16 protein-coding genes and 1 tRNA gene are annotated in these 14,972 nt (G+C 69.6%); 3 read left to right on the top strand and 14 right to left on the bottom strand.

All coding sequences use genetic code 11. The annotated features are described in order from the left end of the window. Positions 1-89: 89 nt before the first annotated feature. Positions 90-554, bottom strand: a complete 465-nt coding sequence (locus L6E17_RS19245; RefSeq protein ID WP_236241979.1) for a hypothetical protein — start codon at positions 552-554, stop codon at positions 90-92. 516 nt (positions 555-1,070) lie between these two features. Here L6E17_RS19245 and L6E17_RS19240 point away from each other — a divergent pair. After that, positions 1,071-1,155: transfer RNA gene (locus L6E17_RS19240), tRNA-Ser, on the top strand. A gap of 273 nt (positions 1,156-1,428) precedes the next feature. On the opposite strand, the gene L6E17_RS19235 is transcribed toward L6E17_RS19240, so the two are convergent. The 7 genes from L6E17_RS19235 to L6E17_RS19205 form a co-directional block, all read right to left on the bottom strand. Beyond that, complete coding sequence (locus tag L6E17_RS19235; protein ID WP_236241978.1) at positions 1,429-2,838, bottom strand: site-specific integrase; 1,410 nt, start codon at positions 2,836-2,838, stop codon at positions 1,429-1,431. Further along, the gene (locus L6E17_RS19230; RefSeq protein ID WP_236242131.1) at positions 2,832-3,026 is read right to left on the bottom strand and encodes an AlpA family transcriptional regulator; all 195 of its coding nucleotides are present in this window, start codon (positions 3,024-3,026) and stop codon (positions 2,832-2,834) included. Before L6E17_RS19230 ends, L6E17_RS19235 begins: the two co-directional genes overlap by 7 nt. Before the next feature lie 5 nt (positions 3,027-3,031). Further along, a complete protein-coding gene (locus L6E17_RS19225; protein WP_236241977.1) occupies positions 3,032-4,495 on the bottom strand; it encodes a replication initiator in 1,464 nt (487 codons plus the stop codon). Positions 4,496-4,631: 136 nt separating this feature from the next. Beyond that, a complete protein-coding gene (locus tag L6E17_RS19220) occupies positions 4,632-5,399 on the bottom strand; it encodes a DUF2637 domain-containing protein (protein ID WP_236241976.1) in 768 nt (255 codons plus the stop codon). Between the two features lie 52 nt (positions 5,400-5,451). After that, a complete protein-coding gene (locus L6E17_RS19215) occupies positions 5,452-6,864 on the bottom strand; it encodes an FtsK/SpoIIIE domain-containing protein (RefSeq protein ID WP_308315905.1) in 1,413 nt (470 codons plus the stop codon). After that, the gene (locus L6E17_RS19210) at positions 6,861-7,073 is read right to left on the bottom strand and encodes a hypothetical protein (protein WP_236241975.1); all 213 of its coding nucleotides are present in this window, start codon (positions 7,071-7,073) and stop codon (positions 6,861-6,863) included. The genes L6E17_RS19215 and L6E17_RS19210 overlap by 4 nt, the downstream gene beginning before the upstream one ends. Further along, positions 7,070-7,450, bottom strand: coding sequence for a hypothetical protein (locus tag L6E17_RS19205; RefSeq protein ID WP_236241974.1), 381 nt, complete (start codon positions 7,448-7,450; stop codon positions 7,070-7,072). Before L6E17_RS19205 ends, L6E17_RS19210 begins: the two co-directional genes overlap by 4 nt. A gap of 181 nt (positions 7,451-7,631) precedes the next feature. Between L6E17_RS19205 and L6E17_RS19200 the strand changes: the two genes are divergently transcribed. Further along, positions 7,632-8,030, top strand: coding sequence for a GntR family transcriptional regulator (locus tag L6E17_RS19200; RefSeq protein ID WP_236241973.1), 399 nt, complete (start codon positions 7,632-7,634; stop codon positions 8,028-8,030). Here the strand turns inward: L6E17_RS19200 and L6E17_RS19195 are convergent. The 6 genes from L6E17_RS19195 to L6E17_RS19175 all read right to left on the bottom strand — a co-directional run bounded on the left by L6E17_RS19195 (position 8,005) and on the right by L6E17_RS19175 (position 13,392). After that, positions 8,005-8,421 carry a hypothetical protein gene (locus tag L6E17_RS19195; RefSeq protein ID WP_236241972.1) on the bottom strand — a complete coding sequence of 139 codons (417 nt, stop codon included), beginning with the start codon at positions 8,419-8,421 and terminating at the stop codon, positions 8,005-8,007. The two genes, L6E17_RS19200 and L6E17_RS19195, sit on opposite strands and share 26 nt — an antisense overlap. A 1,365-nt stretch (positions 8,422-9,786) precedes the next feature. After that, on the bottom strand, positions 9,787-10,644 hold the full coding sequence (locus L6E17_RS19190) for a hypothetical protein (protein WP_236241971.1): 858 nt from the start codon (positions 10,642-10,644) through the stop codon (positions 9,787-9,789). After that, the gene (locus L6E17_RS19185; protein ID WP_236241970.1) at positions 10,625-11,518 is read right to left on the bottom strand and encodes an aldo/keto reductase; all 894 of its coding nucleotides are present in this window, start codon (positions 11,516-11,518) and stop codon (positions 10,625-10,627) included. Before L6E17_RS19185 ends, L6E17_RS19190 begins: the two co-directional genes overlap by 20 nt. Further along, entirely contained in the window at positions 11,515-12,699 is a 1,185-nt protein-coding gene (locus L6E17_RS19180) for a JmjC domain-containing protein (protein ID WP_236241969.1), read from the bottom strand. Before L6E17_RS19180 ends, L6E17_RS19185 begins: the two co-directional genes overlap by 4 nt. 19 nt (positions 12,700-12,718) lie before the next feature. Beyond that, positions 12,719-12,850 carry a hypothetical protein gene (locus tag L6E17_RS30620; protein WP_268985353.1) on the bottom strand — a complete coding sequence of 44 codons (132 nt, stop codon included), beginning with the start codon at positions 12,848-12,850 and terminating at the stop codon, positions 12,719-12,721. 176 nt (positions 12,851-13,026) lie between these two features. Further along, entirely contained in the window at positions 13,027-13,392 is a 366-nt protein-coding gene (locus L6E17_RS19175) for a hypothetical protein (RefSeq protein WP_236241968.1), read from the bottom strand. A 334-nt stretch (positions 13,393-13,726) separates the two neighbouring features. On the opposite strand from L6E17_RS19175, the gene L6E17_RS19170 reads away from it, so the two are divergent. Then, the gene (locus tag L6E17_RS19170; RefSeq protein WP_236241967.1) at positions 13,727-14,833 is read left to right on the top strand and encodes a helix-turn-helix domain-containing protein; all 1,107 of its coding nucleotides are present in this window, start codon (positions 13,727-13,729) and stop codon (positions 14,831-14,833) included. Positions 14,834-14,972: the final 139 nt, after the last annotated feature.

The following is a 14,972-nucleotide window of genomic DNA, read 5'->3' as shown; positions in this document are numbered from 1 at the left end:
GGGCCCGGAGCCGTACGGACCTCACCGCCGCCCTGCGGGTCGCATCGGCAGGGCCGTTGCCGCGGCCGCGGCCCGGAGACGGCAGGGCGCTACGCGTCGGTGAGGGAGAACGCCGCCATCTCCCCGAAGCAGCCGACGGCGAGGACGGTGAGGGTCCCGATCAGGGCCGACAGCGAGAACCGCGCGCCGTCCCCGAACACGGCCGCTGTGACCTGCAGCGCGGCGAGCACCAGGCAGGTGCCCCACATCATGGCGCGCGGAAAGAAGCGGGCGCTGCTGGCGGTGGCCTCGCCGACCAGATGCGGGACGACCGCGAGCAGGGCGATCAGTGCGAAGGCGACGGACACGAAGAACGCGGCGGGCCCTTCCCAGTCGCGGTAGTGGGCGAGGGTGTACGTCATCGCGCCGAGGTAGACGACGGCGGAGAGTACGGCGCAGGAGCCGGCGGCGAGGAAGGACACCGTGTGCTCGCGCGACCCGTGCGCCAGCCTGGTGGCGGAGATCGGCGCGGCGGCCCGCCGCATGCCATGAACACCGGCCACGGGAACCGTCATGGAAGCCTCCCTTGCGTCTGATCCGTGAAGCCAGAGCGTAGGACCGCGCGTACGAGGACTGATCACTCCGCTTCACGGCTGCCACACCCGGCCGCCCCGACACACCTGCCGCTGCCTGCCCTTGGGCGGCAGTGCGGCGGCACCGTCGCGCAGGCCCCCATCACCCCTCCGGGTGACCGCCCCTGCTGACCACCCGCGATGGACACCACGGGGCCAGGGGGCATGACGGGGGGCGTTCGCCGCCCTGGGCATTGAGACCGTCGGTGGTCCTGAGCGCCGAGCCGGGGCACCGCACGTACCCCGACCCGTCCGTGGGCACACGCCGACGCCCGCGGCGCCCGTCCCGAAGCCCCGCCACCCCCCGGCCGCCCATGAGACCCGCCCCGCTTCACTCCCTCCCCTTGCCCTCCGCGCCCAGGAGCGCCGGAAGCCGCCGAGGGCCCCGGAAAGGAAACCCCAGCACCGGCCGCCAGCCGGTAGGCTGTAGCCGCTCCGCGCCAGGTGAGGCGGGGCGCGGGTGGGTTGCCCGAGCGGCCTAAGGGAACGGTCTTGAAAACCGTCGTGGCGCGAGCCACCGTGGGTTCAAATCCCACACCCACCGCAGCAGGTCAGCATACGTGCTGGTCAGAAGGGGTGCCCTTGGTTCGGGGGCGCCCCTTTCGCATGGGGCCTGTCTCACCTTGATCCGCCTCTGTCACGCCGTCGACCAGCGTGTGTGGACCAGGCGTGGACCAAGATCACACAGCTTGGGGCTAGGAACCCGCAGGTCACGGGCGTGCCGTGGACCCGCCCGTGGGCCAGTTTCCCTGGCAACGAGAAAGGCGCCACCCCGACCCGGGTTGGGGTGGCGCCTTCGTAGTTGGTCGGCTCTCTCTTACTCCTCCTCGGCGGCCTCCAGGGCGTCTTGGATCTGTTGGTTCGAGCGGTTCTGGTTGCCGTGGATGGCCTTGGCATAGAAGCGGAAGAGGACGGCGATGCTGTGGCCCGCGCGGCGGGCGACCTCTGCCGGGGCCACGCCGGAGGCCAGCCAGAGGGACACCCCGGCGGCCCGCAGGCAGTACGGGACCTCAGCCAGCGGCGATGCTTCCTCGGCTTCTGTCAGGACCGCCTGACGGGCGGCCTTCCAGACCTCTCCGTACTCCTTGGAGAGGAGGTGGCCGCCCTGGACGGCGCGGAACAGGCGACCGTCGTCCGCCGTGCCGAACTCCTTGATGTGCTCGCGGACCATGCGGACCAGGACCGGCGGGATGGGAACCGAACGAGTCGCCTTCCTCGCGCGCTTCTTCAGGCCGCGCGTGTCGAAGGACTCGCCGGTGTCGGTCCAGCCGGAGCCGACACGAGGAGTGCTGGTGGAGAGAAGCACCTCTCCCCAGCCTTCCTCGGGGAGGACGAAATCAGTGTCCCGCAAGTTGGACGCTTCACCCGGGCGGTTCGCCGCGTAGTAGAGGCAGCCGAAGAACGTCTTCAGATGCCGCCCGCGTTCGCCCTGGTTGCCCACGGCGGTGATCAGCTTGCCCGCCAGCTTCGGGCCGGGGACGAACCGGAAGTCGATCTCGTCGTCCGTTTCCGGGGGCGTCCAGTCCACGTTGCCCAGTGGCAGCGTCGGCAGCAGCTCCCGTTCGACGGCGTAGCGCAGGCAGTTGGTGAAGACGGTGTACTTGCGCTTCACCGTGTTCTCGGCGGCGGCCTTGCCGTCCAGACGGAGCTTGAGCGCGTTCAGGGCCGTACGGATGGCGGACGGCGTTTCGAGATCGGAGATCTCCACGGACTTTCGGCTGATCCAGTCCAGCGCGGCCTTGATCTCCACCGGGGCGTCCTTCACCTCGACACGGGGCCGAAGTACACCATCGCCATCAACGGCGAACTGGAACGCCCACGAGTAGAGCGCCCTCCGCAGCACCCTGGGCGCAGGGGCCCCGCGGTCGTCTTTGACGAGCCGTTGTGTCACGGTGGCCAGGGCGTCCGCGATGCTCGCGCGGTGCTTGGCGGAGGCGTCCGGCCACTTCATCTGGGCGTAGTCCCGTACGTGGTCGTACCAGGTCGGCTTGACCTCCTGGGCGGCCCGAAGCGCTTCCAGCTCCGACGCGGGAATGCCGGTTTCCGTGTCGAACTGCTCGCGCTGACGCAGAGCTGTCAGCAACTCCGCGCGGCGTCCATCGGCCTGTGCCTTGAGTTTGAAGCTCTTGGAGAAGGGCTGGGGGCCGACCCGCCAGCGGAGTTGGTAGGGCTTGGCGCGGTTCTCGCGCTTGCGGATGCCCCAGATCTGCACGTCGTACGTCAGCACGGGGACACCTCGCACGCTTCGAACCAGGCGTCGAGGTCCGCGCGGCGTATCCGTATCTGGCCGTTCGGAAGCTTCAGACACTTCGGGCCGTTGCCACGGGCGCGCAGTCGGTAGAAGGCGGCGCGGGACATCCTGATCTCCGCGAGCGCTTCCACCAGTGTGAGCTTCTGGTTCGCTGATGCGGTCATGGAGTTCACGGGTGGAGGTCCCCTTCCTTCTTGAGGCGTTCGTGATGGGTGCGGTCGTGGCGTACTTGGGCGGCGAGGAGTTCTTCGCCGGGGCGGTAGCCGGAGGAGAGGTAGGCCCAGGCGGATTCGGTGACGAGGGTGGTGTTCTCGTCGGGGGCGGGGTGGCCGGCGTGGGTGCGGGCGGCTTCGGCTTGTGCGGTTCGCCAGGCTCGGCGTACGTCGCGCAGGGCGGTGAGGGTGGTGGAGTAGGCGCGGGACTTGGTGGAGAAGTGGCCGCGGAAGCCGAGCATGTGGGCCCACTTCCAGAGCTTGAGGTGGGCGAACTCGGGCAGGTGGCCGAGGGCCCAGGCGGTGCGGATCATCTGCCGGACGTGCTGCTGCACCTGGAGGTCGCGGAGGGGTTCGGCCTGGCCGGTGCCGTCGCAGTCGGCGCACAGGTCGCGGAAGCCGTCGGGGCCGCATGTGTAGCCGCGTCCGCCGCAGGGACGGCAGACAAGAGTGCGGTCGACGGTGCCGGAGCCCTCGGCGCTCTTGGTGGCGTACTTGGCGACGTAGGCGGCCACCTTCTGGTCGGTGAGTTCGCCATCGCCCAGGCCCTTGATCTCCCGCACGTCGATGCGGTCGCCCCAGGCGATGACGCGTTCCCCGACGGCATCGGATTCGACGGTGACGCGGGCGCGGCGGGCGGCCTGGAGTGCGGCGCGGTCGAGGGCGTCGAGGGTGGCCCAGGGCGGGGGCGGTGTGGTGTGTCCGTCGGGGCCGTCGAGGCGGATCACGGCGTGGAAGTGGACCAGGCCGCGCTTCTGGTACTCAGCGACCTTGGCGAAGGAGATCCGCAGGGCAGCCTTCAACGCCTTCTGTGTGATGCCGAGTTGGGCCGCAAGTTCGCGGCGGAGGTAGATGGTGAAGCGTGCCCACAGGGCTCCGGCGTGGGCGTTCCACAGCACGGCGCCGGTGTAGTCGTACGTGGCGGGGGTGAGCGGCGTGCCCAAGGCAGGGTCGCCCTCGGCGTGGCGCTGCCCGCAGCGGCAGTCCAGAACCTTGCCGGAAGAGGTGGTGGGGCGGTTGTGGACGGGGCCGAAGGACGGCGCGGTGAGAGTGACGAAGACGCGCGGGTGGGCACGTACGGACTGGTCGACGGTCTTGCCGCCGGAGAGTCCGGCCTTGATCAGGTGGTAGGTGTCGGCGGCGTAGACGCGGGAGCAGGCCGGGCAGCGGGAGACGCGGCGGTTGCCGCATGCGGTGAGGAGGCGGCCGGTGGGTTCGTCGGCGGTCGAGTAGGAGCGGACCACGGTGCGGGTGGCGGCGTCGAGGGTGGCGGTGTGGCCGACGAGGTTGACTGGGCGGGTGCAGCCGCGCACGTTGCGGACTTGCTCCACCACGCGGTCGAAGTCTTGGAGGTTGGCCAGCTCGATGAGGTCCCGCAGGGCCAGGCTCTTGACGTGGCGCAGGTCGAGGGGGCGCTTCATGGGGCGGGGTCTCCTTTCTGCTGGTGGGTCGGGCCCCGAGCAGCACCGACGTAGGGGTGGGTGCTGCTCGGGGCATGGCGGACCGAGCCCTGTTGGGGCTTGGGTGGGGGTGTGTGCCGGAGATGCGGCGGAGGAGTCAGGCCGTCAGGGCCGTGTGGAGGGCGTTGGCCATGGGGAGGCCGACGCCGAGCCGCAGTTTGAGCTGTGCGGCGGTGATGGGTTCGCCGTGCTGGGCGTGGTGGGCGTCCGCGATGGAACGGGCCTCGTTCAGCAGCGGCTCAGGCACCTTGACCGCAGGCGCAGGCGCAGGTGCGGCTGCGGGTGCGGGTGGTGCCGGAAGGGGCACAGGTGCCGGGGCAGGAGCCGGTTCTACTGGTGCCGCGACCGGGGCCGGGTCGACGGAGACCGGGGCAGCAGCCACGGGTTCGGCTTCGGGCTGCGGCGCGGTTTCCGGCGCCGGTTCCGCCGGGGCGTCCGCAGGAGCCGGAGCGACTGTGGCCGGGGTGACGGCGCGGAAGGCCCGGAGGAGCTGTGGGCCGACGGCGCCCCAGCCGAGGAGCAGCAGTGGCGCCACGGCGTCCACGGCGGCGCGGCCGTAATGGCCGGCGACGATGGGTTCGGCAATGTTGAGGGCCAGGGTCAGCAGGCCGGAGAAGTGCATCAGCCGCGTTGCCGCCTTCATCTGCTCCGGCGGGACGCCGCGCAGGGACAGGTACCGCAGGGCGACCAGGAGGCCGACCACGGACAGGTCCACCATCGGGGCGATCAGGGGTGCGATGGGCTCGGGGACGCCGAGCCGCAGGGCGAGGGCCCAGACGTTGCCGAAGGAGAACACGAAGGCCAGAGCGGCGATGACGACCATGACCACGGTCACGGTGCGCTGAGTGATCCGGTCCTCAGACATAGGGGGTTCACCTCCTCTCGAACGAGTCGCGGGTGGGAGGAAGGGGCGGGGGTCAGGCCGCGAGCGGCATGCCGTCGTCGTCCGGGTCCTCGTCCTTGGTCAGGTCGATACCGGCTGGGAGCTGTGCGGCGAGCAGGGCGGCGGGGTCGGCGGTCAGGTGCGCGGTCGCGGTGGCGATGCGGGCGGCGTCCTCTTCCTTGACGTACGGGGTACGCAGGCGGGTGAAGCCCGCTTTGCCGGGGCTGTTCATCACGGCGACGCCGACGTACGCGGGGTCCTGCAACGTGGTGGGGTTGGCGTCGGGCCATTCGCGGATGTCGTCCCCGAGGGCGGCCACGGCCGCGTCGGCGGTCTTCTGCGCAAAGCTCATGCCGACTGGGCACACGTCGCGGATGAACGTGGGGATGGCGTCGCCCGTCGACTTCTGCGTGGCCAGGATGACCAGGATGCCGACACTGCGGCCCTTCTTGACCAGCTCTTCCACCAGGCGTGCGTTCTCGGCAGCGAGGGCGGACAGGCGCTTGGACTCCTTGTCCGAGCCCTTGTGGTCACGGAAGTAGGTGTGCGCCTCATCGATGATCAGCACCACCCACGGCCAGGAGCTGGAGGGGCCGCCGTGCCACATGTCCTTGCGTCCCAGCACGTACTTGATGGCGGACGACCGGTCACGGCGGAGCTTGACCAGGCGCTTGAACAGGGCGTTGGCGTCGTCCAGGTCGTCACCGACGAAGGCGAACAACCGGCCGATCAGGTCGGCATAGTCGCCCTCGTGTGCGGCGGACACCTTGCCGTCCGCCACCGCGATCTGCACTGCGGGCGAGGGTGCACAGTCGCAGATGAAGCGGTTGATGGTCGAGGTCTTACCGAAGCCGGGCAGGCCGGCGATGGTGACACCGGGAACCTCAGCCAGGTTCACGGCCACGGGCTGCGCGTACTCGTCCACCCCGAGTTCCCACCGCACCAGCGCTTCCGGCACTTCCCCCGTGGGGACGTGCGCGGTCGGAGTCAGGAGCGGATCGACCCGCACACCACGGATCACCACTTCACCGGGCTTGTCCTGCACCACAGACACCCGCGTACAACGCCACGCATCGGCCAGGTACGGGGCGGCCTTTTGGAACTCCTCCAGGCCCACCTTCGGCAGGCAGTTGGCTCGCACGACCACCCCGTACCGGTCCGGCGTCACCTTCAGCGCGGGGATGAGGACCCGCGGCTTGGGCGGCTTCCCATCGGTGTTCGCCAGCGAGGCTAGCGCGGGCGGCGTCTTGTCGGTGACCGACAGCCCCGCCATGGGCGCCAGACGCTTCCACGTCCAGCGCACCCGTATCGCCTGACGGATACTCGCCCGCGTCATCGTGTCCGCCAGCGCGTAGCGAACCACCCAGACCACCGCCCACAGGGTGATGAGGGCGAGGCCCGCCCCGACCACGATCGGGGCGTAGCCCATCACCTCCTGAACCGTCACGTCGTCTCCTTGTGCTTGTAGAGGAAGGCCGCAAGGGCCGATTCGAGGCCCGCCCAGTCCTCCAGGGACTCAAAGGGCGGGTAGCCGTAGCCGACGAGGACGGCGGCCACGGAGCTGATCAGGGATTCGGAGAACCGGGGGTCCGGTCCGGCGTGAGCGATCGGGTAGATCCGCTCAGCGCCGAACCGGAACCCGACGGCGTCCGTCACGCGGCGATCTCGGACGGCTCGTCCACAACCGTCGGCGCGGACACGGCCAGCAGCTCCAGGCCCGAGGCCCGGTAGGCCACACCGTCCTGAAGCTGACCGTTGAAGACCCGCGCCCACGGCGTGGCGAACAGGTTCAGCGGCCGCACGAACGAACCGAGGTTGAGACCGTTGGGCAGGCCGCTCTTCGGGACGGTGACCTTGATCGTCTCCGCCCGCTCGTCCTCCATCACGAACAGCGTGATGGTGTACAGCGGCTCACCGGTCTCCCGGTCGGTCGCGATCTGGGTCTTCTCCATGTCGGTGAACTTCGGGGTCTGCAGCATGCCGACCATGTGGCGGGTCGTGCTGGTGAAGCCAACGCGGATACGCGAAGCCATAGGGGACTTCCTTTCAGTCGAGGCCGCTTGTCGCGGCGTGATGACAACAGTGCACTAGGCCCGCCTCCCCCGTCAAGCACCTAGCGCACCCTGAGGAAAGGTGCGCTAGTGGAGCGCTGGGTGGGTGGCGGGTTTGGGCGGCCCGATGCGGCGGGTGTGCTAGGCCCGCTACCCTCGTCGCATGAGCCTGCCGAAGGATTCCCACATGCCGCCGTACCGGCTGGTCGCGGACAAGATCCGCCAGCAGATCCGGTCCGGCCGCATCAAGCCGGGTGAGCGCGTCCCGTCGTCCCGTGACCTCGAAGCCGAATACAAGATCGCGAACATGACTGCGCGCTCAGCCCTGCGCGTCCTGCGGGATGAAGGGTGGATCTACTCGAAGCCCGGCGTGGGCAACTTCGTCACCGACACCCCACCCACCGCCGGCCAAGCCGCGAGCGAGGAAGTAGCCGGGCGCATGCCCACGCCGGAATACATCGAGCTGTCCGAGCGCCTGGACGCCGTCAACGCTCGGATTGACAGCCTTCTGGCCGTCTTTCAGCAACTCGCCGGGGTCACCGAGAAGCCGAAGAAGAAGTAGCAGCCAGGCGTTCAACCAGGCGCCGCGCAAGCTCCTCCAGGCGGTCGAGCTTGTCTTCCATCTCCACCAGGCGAGCCCCGATCTCCGCCACCTCGTGCGCTTCCATCCCTGCCCCGTTCATCTCGTGCCGTTCCTTGCCAACGCACCTCATCGAACCCACCGGGGCTTGCCCGAAGGCTTGCCCACGGCTTACCGAATCGCCCCCGAGGGCTTGCCCATCCCAGCGGGCAAGCCGGATGCTCAGCCGGGCAAGCTCACCGGTCATCAGCGGCCGGTCCTCCAGGTCTAGCGAGCCCTGCCGCCTCATTCCCGCGCCGTCGCCGACACGTGCCATCAGACGGGAAACGACCTGCACACCCGTCCCGCCTGACGGGATCTCCCGTACGACCACACCACGCTCCTCTCGCTCGTCCCGGGCACAAATGGTCCGGAGAATCGCCGGTTTGGCTAACCGGCGATCGTTGGCTATGTTTCGCCGCCGCCCACGCGGCCCAGCGCCTATCTGTGCATCGCCTATAGAGGTGCGACCGAGCCCCGATGTGTGACTCGGGAGACGAGCCCCTTCTTATGGCTTGGATCACACATCCCTCCTCCATCGATTGGTGGCGCATCCAGGCGCACTTCCCCCACGCACCCAAGGAAGGGGAGGGCCCAACCCCGTCTTGTGACACCCCCGGGGTGACTTTTTCAGCGACCCGGTCACATGCACTCCTCTCCAGCCCGTTCACAACGGCGCCATGCCACCACCAGAAGCGGACACCTCCGCCGGACGGTTTCCGGCCCGTCATCTGCTACGGGTGCCTCCACCCCCCTTCCGTGTGACAGGGGGTGACGGGCGTCACTCGCGAGTTCAGTGCAGCACCGGCCACTTACCACCGGCCTTACCAAGACGACTTCCCGCAGGACACGAAACGGCCACGATGCCCCGTGGTAAGCGCCAGGCCCGCTTACCAAGGACAGCTTGAGATCCCCAGCCTGTGGATACGGACCAGCAGCCAGCGGGACGAACACCGGAAACGCCGCCAACAGGGCAAAGCGGATTATCGGAAGCCGGAAAAGTGGAAGACTGTGCCGGAATGTTTCTTCAGGAGCCGCCAAGACCGCACAGTCAGCGGGGCTGTTAAGAGTTTCTTTACTGGATCAAGGGCGGCCCGCCACGGCGGGCCGCCGCGCGCTGGCGGCCCGCGCCGCCGCCGCTCCTTGTCTCCGCCACCGCTCCGGCGGCGCCCGCCGCTCAGCGCGCAGAACCGAGCCAGGCAGGACGACGGGACCCAGGGAGCAACCCCTACCGCCCGCAGCCACCCCGCCAGGTGCGCTAGGCAGAGGGCCCCGGCGCAGCCCCACGTTCAGGCGCCCGCATCTGGCAGGCCCGTCGAGCCGATCGGGGTCGGTGCCTAGGCCCGGGACCGCCATGCGTCAGGGGGCCCTGGCTGCGGGGCCAGCGTCCACGGCGCGCAGGGGTCGGCTGCTCCTCAGCCCTGGCGGGCTTGCGGTGCCCCGACGGGGTGGCCAGCCGCCATGGGCGACCGGCGGGACCGTCGGGGCCAGTAAGCGAAGAAGCGTGGCTGAGCCCGGCACGGGGTTGCTGGAAGCACACGCGCGCCTGACCGGTCGGCTGCGGGCATCGTCGTGGCTGACTTTCTGTGGTGCAGGTAGAGAACGAGCCGTGGGAGCTACGGACGCCCGAGCAAGCCGCTGACGCACGAGGACCCCGGTACGGCGAAGGCGTACCGGAGTCCGAGCGGGCCGAAGTCGGTCAGGTGGTGATCTCGGTCCGGGCGGCGACCGGCGGGCGTACGCCGGTCAGCTCCTCCGCGCGTCGGCGTAGCAGCGGGGCCAGCTCCGCGTACCAGCCGCGGCCGACGGCCTGGAGCATCTCGGCAAGGGCGATCTGCTCACCGATCTGTCCGGCAGGGGTGTCGAGGACGTGGGCGAACTCGGCGCGGATGCGGTCAGCGACGGCGGGGACGCGGAGGCTGTTGACGTAGAGCATGGCCGGGTCGTAGCCGAAGGGGACGGCTCCCCAGCGCTCCCAGTCCAGGATGACGAGGGGGTCGTGGGTCAGGTTGGCCCACTGGAGGTCGGCGTGGCCCGTGACGCGTTCGCTGATGGCCGGCGCGGGGATGCCGAGGAACTCGGGGAAGACGCGGTCCGCCCAGGACTGGCGGATGGTCTCGCGGGGCGGCGCGGCGGTGCTGAGCGCGTCCAGGCTCTCCCGCAGCGTCGCCCACCAGGAGTCCGGCAGGCCGGGGTCCTTGGTCAGATCGGGGGTCTCCGGGGAGATGACGGGCTGGGCGATGTAGTCGATCAGCTCCGCCTCGAAGACGTACTCCCCGCCCTCCCAGCGGAACAGGTCGTGGAGATGCGGGCGGGACACCTTGTCCGACACCCGTTCCTCAGCGAGCGCGATGCCCTCGTTCCGGTGTGCGGGTGTCTTGGCCGCTTCGCCGCAGTGGACGCGGAGCCAGTGGCCGCCCTCGGTGCGACTGCCGATGGTGCGGCCCAGCCATCCCCACGCCGGTGCTCCGGTCGTCGTGGTGGACAGCCTGGCGGCGGCGTGAGCCAGGGCGCCCTCCATGCGTGCCCTGGTGGTCTCATCCTTGGGCGAGTACATCGGTGACCTTCCTGAGCTGGCCCGGGTCGAGCGGGGAGGCGATGGCCTCCTTGGCGGCGTTCCAGTGCTGTGCGGTGCTGGCGGATAGCAGTACCACGTCCAGGCTCGGGCAGGAGGCCGCAGCGAGCAGGCAGGCGGTGGCCGGCGAAGCCCCGGGGCGGATGAACTCGGCTAGTTCGGGCGTCACGAGGGCGGGTAGCTCCCCACCGTGCAAGGGCGCGGAGCCGAAGCTGATCAGGCCAGCCGCACGGGCCTGTACCAGGGGGCCCCGACCGTCGAGGGCGAGAGCGATCGGCCGGGCCATGACGAGGCTGACAGGTTGCTGGATGGCCCGGAGGTGATGTTCACCCGATCCGGCGGCTTCCTTCGCCAGGCCCAGAAGTTCGGGGACGGTGAAGGCACCGTGCTGGAACCCCGACCAAGTGGCCACACCGTACCCGCCGATTCTGCCTGCCGTGGCGAACTCCTCCAGGACGGCGAACACATCACGCATCCGCTCGCGCAGATCTGCGCCGTCCAGGTGGGCGCGCTCCGGGTTGTGGACGAACACCAAGTCCGCCCGGCCCAGTACGGCAAGAGAGCGGTTCGTCTGCCAGCGGGTGAAGGCCGGGTGGAGGCTGTGACCGCCCGCCGCCTGTCCGGAAGTGAGCAGCCCGTCCCGTACCGCATCCTCACCCTCGGACCTGGTGAAGAAGCCCGTCTTCGTCGCCACCATGGCTCGCGGGTGGCTGGCGATCACGGGGCCGAGCAGCCGGTGAGCGTCCGAGTAGTTGGGCGCGGTGTCGATCCACACCGTTCCGTCGGCGCACGCGGTGCGCGCCGCCTGTTCAACGGCGCGCACCCGGTACGTCCCCAGTCCCAGGGAGGCGGTCACTCGGCGCTCCCGACGACGGCGACGGCTTGACCCAGGACCAGGATGGTGACCACCTCAGCCGTCTGCTCGATGGTCAGTCCCGATTCGGCGGTCAGGGCGTCGAGCGTGATTGCCTCCCCGTCGGCCAGGAGTCGGAGCACCGGGGCGACGGGACGGGCGAAGGTCCATTCGTTCCCCGACCCGGAGAACGTCACAGTCTCCGCGTCCTGATCGATGCGGGCGCGAGGAGCGGTGAGCTGGACGGTGATGCCGGGCTCGGGCGGAACGGCGACGACGTGCGGCAGGGACAGGCGCGGACGCCCGGGGTGTGTGGTGTCCAGTGACCTTTCCCAGCGGTCGAGAACCACCGGGTCCTCCAGGGCCGCCAGCACCTCCTTCCGTATGGCGGCCAGGTAGTCCGCCCGCTGCTGGTGGGTGCCGAAGCGGGGAACGTCGGCGCGGACAGTCGTGCTGGCCCGTAAGCCGTCGCACAGCCAGCCGAGGAACTCGGCGCCGGTCTGCGTGGCGAGTCCGAAGGTGAGGTGCAGTGAGGCGCTGCCCTGGTCGGCGCTCACGGCGTGCCACCAGCCGCGCGGCAGATAGAGCAGGTCGCCGGGCGTCAGGACGGTGTCCGCGATCGGCTCACCCGTCGGGACCTCAGGGGCTTCGACGTCGCGCCAGGCCGGGGCCTGGCGGGTGGGTCCGAAGATCTTCCACCGCTTGGAGCCTTCGAGCTGGAGGACCACCACGTCATGGTCGTCCCAGTGGGTGCCGAACCCCTCCTCGGCGGTCCACGAGGCGTACGCGTTGACCTGCACGGGGGTGCGGAAGAACCGTTCGAGGCCAGCGGCGGCTTGCCGGACGGGCGGGTGGATCTGGTCGATCGCGTCGATGACCAGGGACGCGCCCTCGGCCAGCCGGGCGTGGAACTCGGCAGGCTGCGGCTGGTACCAGGACACCCCGCGACGGTTGGTGCGGAGGATGGAGTACGCCGTGGCGGGGACGGTCTCCCCGGCGCGGGAGAGCCGCATTCGGGGCGGTTCCAGCCGGTGCGCGGCCACGATCTCGTTCAGGTCGTCCCAGGTCAGCGGCGACGGTAAGGCGGCGCCGTTGGAGCGGATCACTTTGTGGGCACGGAAGCACGTCTGGGCGAGGAACGTGTCCCCGCCCAGACGCTGCGCCCACGATGCGGAATCAATCACCGTGGGTCTCCTCGGTCGATCAGGTGTCGTTCATGTCCGACTTGCCGCCGGTGTTGTCCGAGGCTTCCTCGGCACGCGAGCGGGCAGCGGTGATGCGGCGGACACCGAGCAGCAGACCGCTGCTCTGTTCGGCGGGAGCGTTCTCGTTCATCTCGTCCTCCTTCCTGGTTCTCGATGGGTCCCGCCGGGGTTCCGGCGGGAAGCTTGAGGCGGACACCGGGCGCTACGAGAGGGCGTAGAGGCCGGCGAGGTACAACACGACCGAGCCGACGACCATGGCCAGGTAGAGAGGCCCAGCGAACCGACAGGCGAGACGGAGGACCGACCTCAAACCCGACCCCAGGGAGCCGTGGCCCGTTCCCAGTCGCGGTAGACCCGCAGCCGTTCCCTGACCGTGACCGGCGGCAGATCAGCGAACGCGACACGACGGTGCCGCTGGCCGGGACCGACGGCGCGCAGGTCCAGAACGGGCCGTCCCGCGCCGTCGCTGAAGGGGACGTAATCCCCGATCTGTAACTCCGTCGGCAGCACGTCCATCGCGATGGACCGGACCGGCGGCCGGCGCAGCCTGTCCGCGACGACGGGAAGGCGCCGGGACGCGTCCCGCCGGGGAGCAGGAGGAACGATCCACTCCCGCTTCACGACGACCTCCCCACTCCAGTGGGCCCGTGGACGCAGCGCGGGCATCGACACGCCGGGAAGCTGAGCGGGTCGGGGTCGATCTGAACGTCACCTTCGTGGACGGCCGTCGACTGCATCCACGTCTTCCCGGAGTCCCGGGACACCCGGATCGTCATGAGGACGCGCTTGTCCGCCCCCGGCTCACCAGTGCTCGTAGGGCGCTTCCCTCGGAACGCGGCCACAGTACGCGTGGTCATACCAGTGCCCCCTGGTCATCAGCGTCTTTGCCGTGACTCAACCTTCGGGGCAGTCACGAAGCGGCACTAGTGTGATTCGTAGTGTGAAGTCGCCTTGGATCGGGCGTAGTTGCCTGCCGCCGTGCGATCTTCGGAGGAGGATGGACCGCATGCTGATTGGCGAGCTGATCAGGGAGTTGCGCAAGGCCCAAGGGTGGTCTCAGGGGCGGCTGGCGGACGAGGTGAACAAGGTCTGCGGATCGAACATCTCGCGGGAGTACGTCAGCAACTGGGAGCGTTCCAAGGTCACGCCCGGCCCGTTCTACCTCCGGGCGCTGTCCGCCGTGCTCGATGTTCCCCTAGCCGTACTTGAGGACGCAGTGAAGCGCAGGACCTTTCTCACCGATGTGGCGGGCGCTGCCATAGCCCCCGCCGTCGCCTCCGAGCTGCTGACGCTCGGCTTCTCCGCCCGCCTGCAAAGCGGCCCCTCCACTGACGCATGGGAAGCCAAGCTCGCCACCTATGGGACGGACTACATGTCCATGGGGGCCGCAGAGATCCAGCGACGCGTGACCGGAGAGCTGGTCACGGTGCAACAGCAGTTGGACGAGCCCCGGCTCTGGTCGGTGGCGTCACGGCTGATGACCCTCTACGCCAAGACCTTCCCAGGGAGCGACGGGGCGAAGGCGGTGCACTGGTACCGGATGGCAGCCGAGGCGGCCGACCGGTCCGGGGACGACCAGGCCCGCGTCTGGGTCCGGGGCCGCGCGGCCATCGCGCTCGGGTACGAGGGAGCCTCACTGGGCGTGGCCGACGTGCTGGCCGACCAGGCCATGGCCATCAGCGACAGGCCGACGCTCGGCCTGCTGAACGCCATCATGGGCAAGGCCCACGCCGCAGCCATCCGGGGCGACCACGACACGGCGCTGTCACTGGCCGAGGAGGGCCGCCGCGTGTTCGACAAGGCCGGCTCGTACGAGCAGACGTCCGACTACGCCGTGCCCTGGTGGCGCATGAACGTGTTCCTGTCCCTCCTCCTGGCCAGGCTCGGAGACGAGAAGGGCGCCGTCGAGGCCCAGGAGCAGGCGGCCCGCGAGCTGCCCGCGACGCTGCCCAGGTTCGCGACCCACCTGGAGATGCACCGCGGCTTGATGCTGGCCCGAGCAGGCGACCCACGCGCCGGAGCGGCGCACGCCCGCGCGGCACTGGACGCGTTGCCGCCCGAGAAGCACTCGCTCACGCTGCGGTTGCTCATGGGGGAGATCGAGAACGCCTAGACAACGTCGCCTTGGGGATGCTCCAGGCGTGGCTTTCATGATCTGGACCCTGTGTGGACCATGCCGCCACCGCAGGCCCGCGTGTGAGGGTAAATCAGCAGGTCAGAGCCACAATGAGCCGCCATGCCAGCACCCTCTT

It is taken from the genome of Streptomyces sp. CC228A, from assembly GCF_021390935.1.
Classification (GTDB): Bacteria; Actinomycetota; Actinomycetes; order Streptomycetales; family Streptomycetaceae; genus Streptomyces.
Note: the sequence above shows the minus strand (reverse complement) of the source record. Positions and strands in the feature narration are given on the sequence as shown.